Annotated in this window: 5 protein-coding genes; 2 read left to right on the top strand and 3 right to left on the bottom strand. The window is 49.7% G+C overall.

Annotation, left to right across the window (positions count from 1 at the left end):
* Nucleotides 1–280 precede the first annotated feature (280 nt).
* Together CAG65_RS03930 and CAG65_RS03925 are read left to right on the top strand one after the other, a co-directional pair.
* Nucleotides 281–937 (top strand): 2OG-Fe dioxygenase family protein, encoded by a 657-nt coding sequence (locus tag CAG65_RS03930; protein ID WP_161452322.1) that lies wholly within the window; start codon nt 281–283, stop codon nt 935–937.
* Nucleotides 921–2,156 (top strand): cysteine desulfurase-like protein, encoded by a 1,236-nt coding sequence (locus CAG65_RS03925; protein ID WP_021703633.1) that lies wholly within the window; start codon nt 921–923, stop codon nt 2,154–2,156. Before CAG65_RS03930 ends, CAG65_RS03925 begins: the two co-directional genes overlap by 17 nt.
* A gap of 36 nt (nt 2,157–2,192) precedes the next feature.
* Here the strand turns inward: CAG65_RS03925 and CAG65_RS03920 are convergent, their stop codons facing one another.
* The 3 genes from CAG65_RS03920 to CAG65_RS03910 form a co-directional block, all read right to left on the bottom strand.
* Entirely contained in the window at nt 2,193–3,020 is an 828-nt protein-coding gene (locus CAG65_RS03920; RefSeq protein WP_161452320.1) for a DUF2797 domain-containing protein, read from the bottom strand.
* A 158-nt stretch (nt 3,021–3,178) separates the two neighbouring features.
* Nucleotides 3,179–3,946 carry a SanA/YdcF family protein gene (locus CAG65_RS03915; protein ID WP_161452318.1) on the bottom strand — a complete coding sequence of 256 codons (768 nt, stop codon included), beginning with the start codon at nt 3,944–3,946 and terminating at the stop codon, nt 3,179–3,181.
* Nucleotides 3,919–4,060: DUF3392 family protein (locus CAG65_RS03910; protein WP_161452316.1), on the bottom strand; the 142-nt coding region annotated here is incomplete at its 5' end. The genes CAG65_RS03910 and CAG65_RS03915, both read right to left, overlap by 28 nt.

Raw genomic sequence — 4,060 nt, 5'->3', positions numbered from 1 at the left:
GGTAAGTGGTGATGACGTAAATATTTCCCCATAAAACATTGATTTATATTGGTTTTGATAGTTTTATAGTGAAGGTGTCTAATTTTTCAGCGTTCAGTGTTTTTAATTTAGATTCTATAACTGAATTGTGTTCATTTATTAGATTTAACTTTCAAATATGGCGTTAAAACCGAATTATGCATGGTGAAGGGTTGAGTTTGCCAGATATCTGCGTATTCTCTTGTGTAAATTAAATGTTAACAGCACAAGATAATAGTGTACCTTCATTAAGGAGTAGATGATGTTGCATTCCCATCCAAACACCCTACATATCACTCAACTTAGCCACGAAGCGCTGGAACAACTTTCGCCTTCGTTTGCCAAGTTACCAAACACTGAGCACGCAGATGGTCAGTATCGTCTGCGTCGTTATTCAGTGGTGCGTTTCGTCAACGGTATGGTAACGGAGCTGGAACATCGCCAGTTTATGCAAAGTTCCGACATCAACCGTTTTCAGGGCAACGTGTCTCGCCAGTTTGAGTCTATTCTGCCTTCCACCCTCGACAGCGAGGGAATGCGAGAAATGTGTGCTCTGTTTGTCAAAGCCAATCAACTGCCGGATGGACAGGAAATTGAAATACATCAGATCCGTATATCTGCCGTGTACGAGCAAACGGAAGTGGCGCCGGAGGGGGTGCACCAGGACGGGTTTGATCACATTGCGATTATTGGTATTGACCGTCATAACATCAGCGGCGGTGAGATCATGTTGTATGAAGATTTTGATGAAGCGCCGTTCTATCGCAAAGTATTGAGTAACGGCGAAGTCGCCATGCTGGCAGACAGTAAGCTATGGCACAACGCGCGTCCAATCCGCTCTTTAGAGGAAGGGCAGCGTGGTCACATGGATGTATTTGTTTTAACGGCGAAAGGTGGTGTCAATGCACTTCAGTCCTGATTCAGCTCGTGCACAATTCAGTGCGTTGGCGCAACGTCACAACGGCATGCCAGTGGTGTTTCTCGACGGGCCTGGTGGCTCACAAGTGCCTGCCAGTGTACTGGAGGCCATGACTCACTACCTCGGTCATTACAATGCCAACTTGGGCGGGCACTATTTTTCCAGCCAGATGACCACCGACCTGATGCGTCGCGCTCGGGAGTCGGCTCAGACTCTGGTGAATGCGCCGTCGGCTGACAACATGGTGTTTGGCGCCAACATGACATCGTTGACCTTCCAGTTAAGCCGGGCGATCAGTCGTGACTGGCAAGCCGGCGACGAAATCATTGTCACGGCATTGGATCACTATTCCAATGTCTCCAGTTGGCAGCAAGCCGCGGAAGATAAAGGGGTGATCGTTCATCAGGTGCGAGTGGACGAGTCCGACTGTTCGCTGGATATGGACCACTTTTTCTCACTGCTGAACGAAAAAACGCGTTTGGTGGCCGTGACTTACGCGTCTAACACTACCGGCTCTGTAGTCGATGTTAAGTCCGTGGTCGACGCGGCTCATCGTGTCGGAGCGCAAGTTTATGTGGATGCGGTTCATTACGCGCCGCACCATTTGCTTGACGTGCAGCAGTTAAACTGTGATTTTCTGGCGTGTTCCGCCTACAAGTTCTTTGGTCCGCATGTCGGTATTGCGTACGTGGCACCGAAGTGGCTACATACGCTCAAGCCGTACAAAGTGGAACCAGCGACCAATGTGGGGCCGGGGCGGTTTGAAACCGGAACGCAAAGCTTTGAGGGCTTGGCCGGTATTATCGCGGCGGTGGGCTATCTAGCGCAGTGGGGCGATCCTCAGGCGACATTGCGTGAACGCTTAGAGCAAAGTTTTGTGCAGTTCAATGCGCACGAGCAGGCGATTACGGAGCGTTTTCTGTCACGTCTGGCGAGTTTGGATGGCGTTCAACTTTATGGACGTGCGGTTGCGGACAGTCAGTTAAGAACGCCGACGTTTGCGTTGACGTTTGACCAGTTCGCCCCTGAATTGGTCGCGCGTGCTCTGGGTGAGCAGAATATCTGTGTCTGGAATGGCCACTTTTATGCACTCGGTTTAGTGAAACAGCTGGGGCTGGAAGAGAGCGGCGGTGTGGTGCGAATCGGCTTTATGCATTACAACACACTTGAGGAAGTGGATAGATTGTTTGACGCGCTGGAGCGTCTGCTCCAAGCCTAATACAAACAAGCCCGCGATTCGCGGGCTTGATTTCTTTTAAGCGTCAGACACTTCGACTTCATACGACGTGAATTTTCTGATGTTGATCACCCCGGTGTCGAAGATCAGGTACTGGCCTTTGATGCCTTTCAGTATGCCGGTGACTTCCGGGTTCTTATCAAAGTTGTGTGACGTGATTTTGCTCGGATGCTCGGTGACCGGGTAGGCGATCGGCGTGATCCCTTTACTCAAGACTTCGATGGCATCGTCTCCAAATTCTGCTTTGATCTCGGCAATTTTGTCTTCGACCAATGGCAACATAAGGTGGAAATGTTCTTCCAGTGCCAGTGGCTCTCCGTCGCCTTTTAGCAGAGTACGCCAGTTGGTTTTGTCGGCTATATGCTTCGCCATTTCCACTTCGATCAAACCGGAAATCTGACGGGTTTTGACCTTGAAAACTGGCAATCCTTGTGTCGCGCCTTGGTCGATCCAACGAGTCGGAATTTGAGTATGACGGGTGATGCCGACTTTAAGGCTGGATGTGTTGGACAGATATACATAGTGATCGACCATGCAGTTTTGTGCCCCCCACTCCGGCTCACGACAGGTACCTTGCGCGTAGTGGCAGGTTTCCGGCTTCATAATACACATGTCACAGCTGGCGAGTTTCTTCATGCAGACAAAGCAGTGTCCCTGAGAGTAACTCTTCTTGGTTTTTTTGCCGCAGTTGCAGCAAAAAATATTACCGGTATGCGTCAAGGTTAGGGTTTTCCCGATAAAAGGGTTGAGATCCACCAGCTCATCCCCGACAGGCAAACGGTAGTGAACGGTGTCGTTCAGGTCCGCTTTCATTTTACGTAGCGTACCTTTCGCGATTAAAGACATGACATTGCTCTTTAGTAATTATGTTGTGACGCAGTGTAGCAAACCCAGGCGCGTTTCAAAAACAGCGCCAGAGTTTCTCGAGTTCAAATGCCGAATCGTTGTTCAGAGAAAAAGGAATAGTGTGATGAAGACTCACCAGAGGTTTGCGGTGGGGGGAGTCAAAGTGAATTATCGATCTGGGCCTCGGCCACGTCAGCCTGTTCGTCGTCTTCAGGCTTGAGAATCGGCTCTTTTGGGCCGAGAAATTTCGGCTGAGTGCCAATCACGTAAAGATCGAGAAATGCTTTGGTACGCGCGAACACTTCCCGCAGACGAACTTTAAACCCGGAATGGCTGGTCGGGCCGGGTACGGCCAGACACTTGGCGTGGATGTCGTGGTAATCGGCAATAAACAGCGCACGCTCGCAATGGAAGCGCTGCGAAATGATCAGAAAATTGTCGGTATCAAAAATCTTTTTGGCGCGCACGACCGAATCGAGTGTCCGAAAGCCTGCGTAATCCAGAAACAAGTGCTCGTCAGGAATGCCGGCTTTGAGTAGGTCACGTTTCATCGTCCAGGGCTCATTGTACGAACGATGGGCGTTGTCTCCGCTGAGCAGCAGATTGTCGACTTTCCCGTTTTTGAACAGCTCGATGGCGGCGTCAATACGGTGGGTATAGTACTCGTTTAATGTTCGGCCGAGGTATTTACTGGTACCGAGCACCACGGCCACACTGAATTTATCCACTTGCTCCGGGCTGGATAAAACATTGTCCCGGGTTTGATAAGTCACCCAACGATCAATCACAACAACGGCCACCATCGCCGCAATCGCCAACAGCAGCAGAATGCGCAGACATCGGACAATCATCTTCCGATTCAGTTTGGTTGAACGTTGTTTGTTGTGAATACTGACCACTAGATTTGCCGATTCCTTTGCGCCCATACACCTATGATTATAAAGCTCGAGATAACTACTGCGAACATGATGCCTGTATCGAGGTTTTTTAGTGTCCGAGTCAGGTAAGGTGTTGCTTTTATTATAACTAATCCGTAACCA

Origin of the sequence: Vibrio sp. V39_P1S14PM300 (genome assembly GCF_009904765.1) — a bacterium.
Taxonomy (GTDB): Bacteria; Pseudomonadota; Gammaproteobacteria; order Enterobacterales; family Vibrionaceae; genus Vibrio; species Vibrio proteolyticus.
The sequence above is the reverse complement of the archived record's forward strand: the minus strand, read 5'-3'. Positions and strand labels throughout refer to the sequence as shown.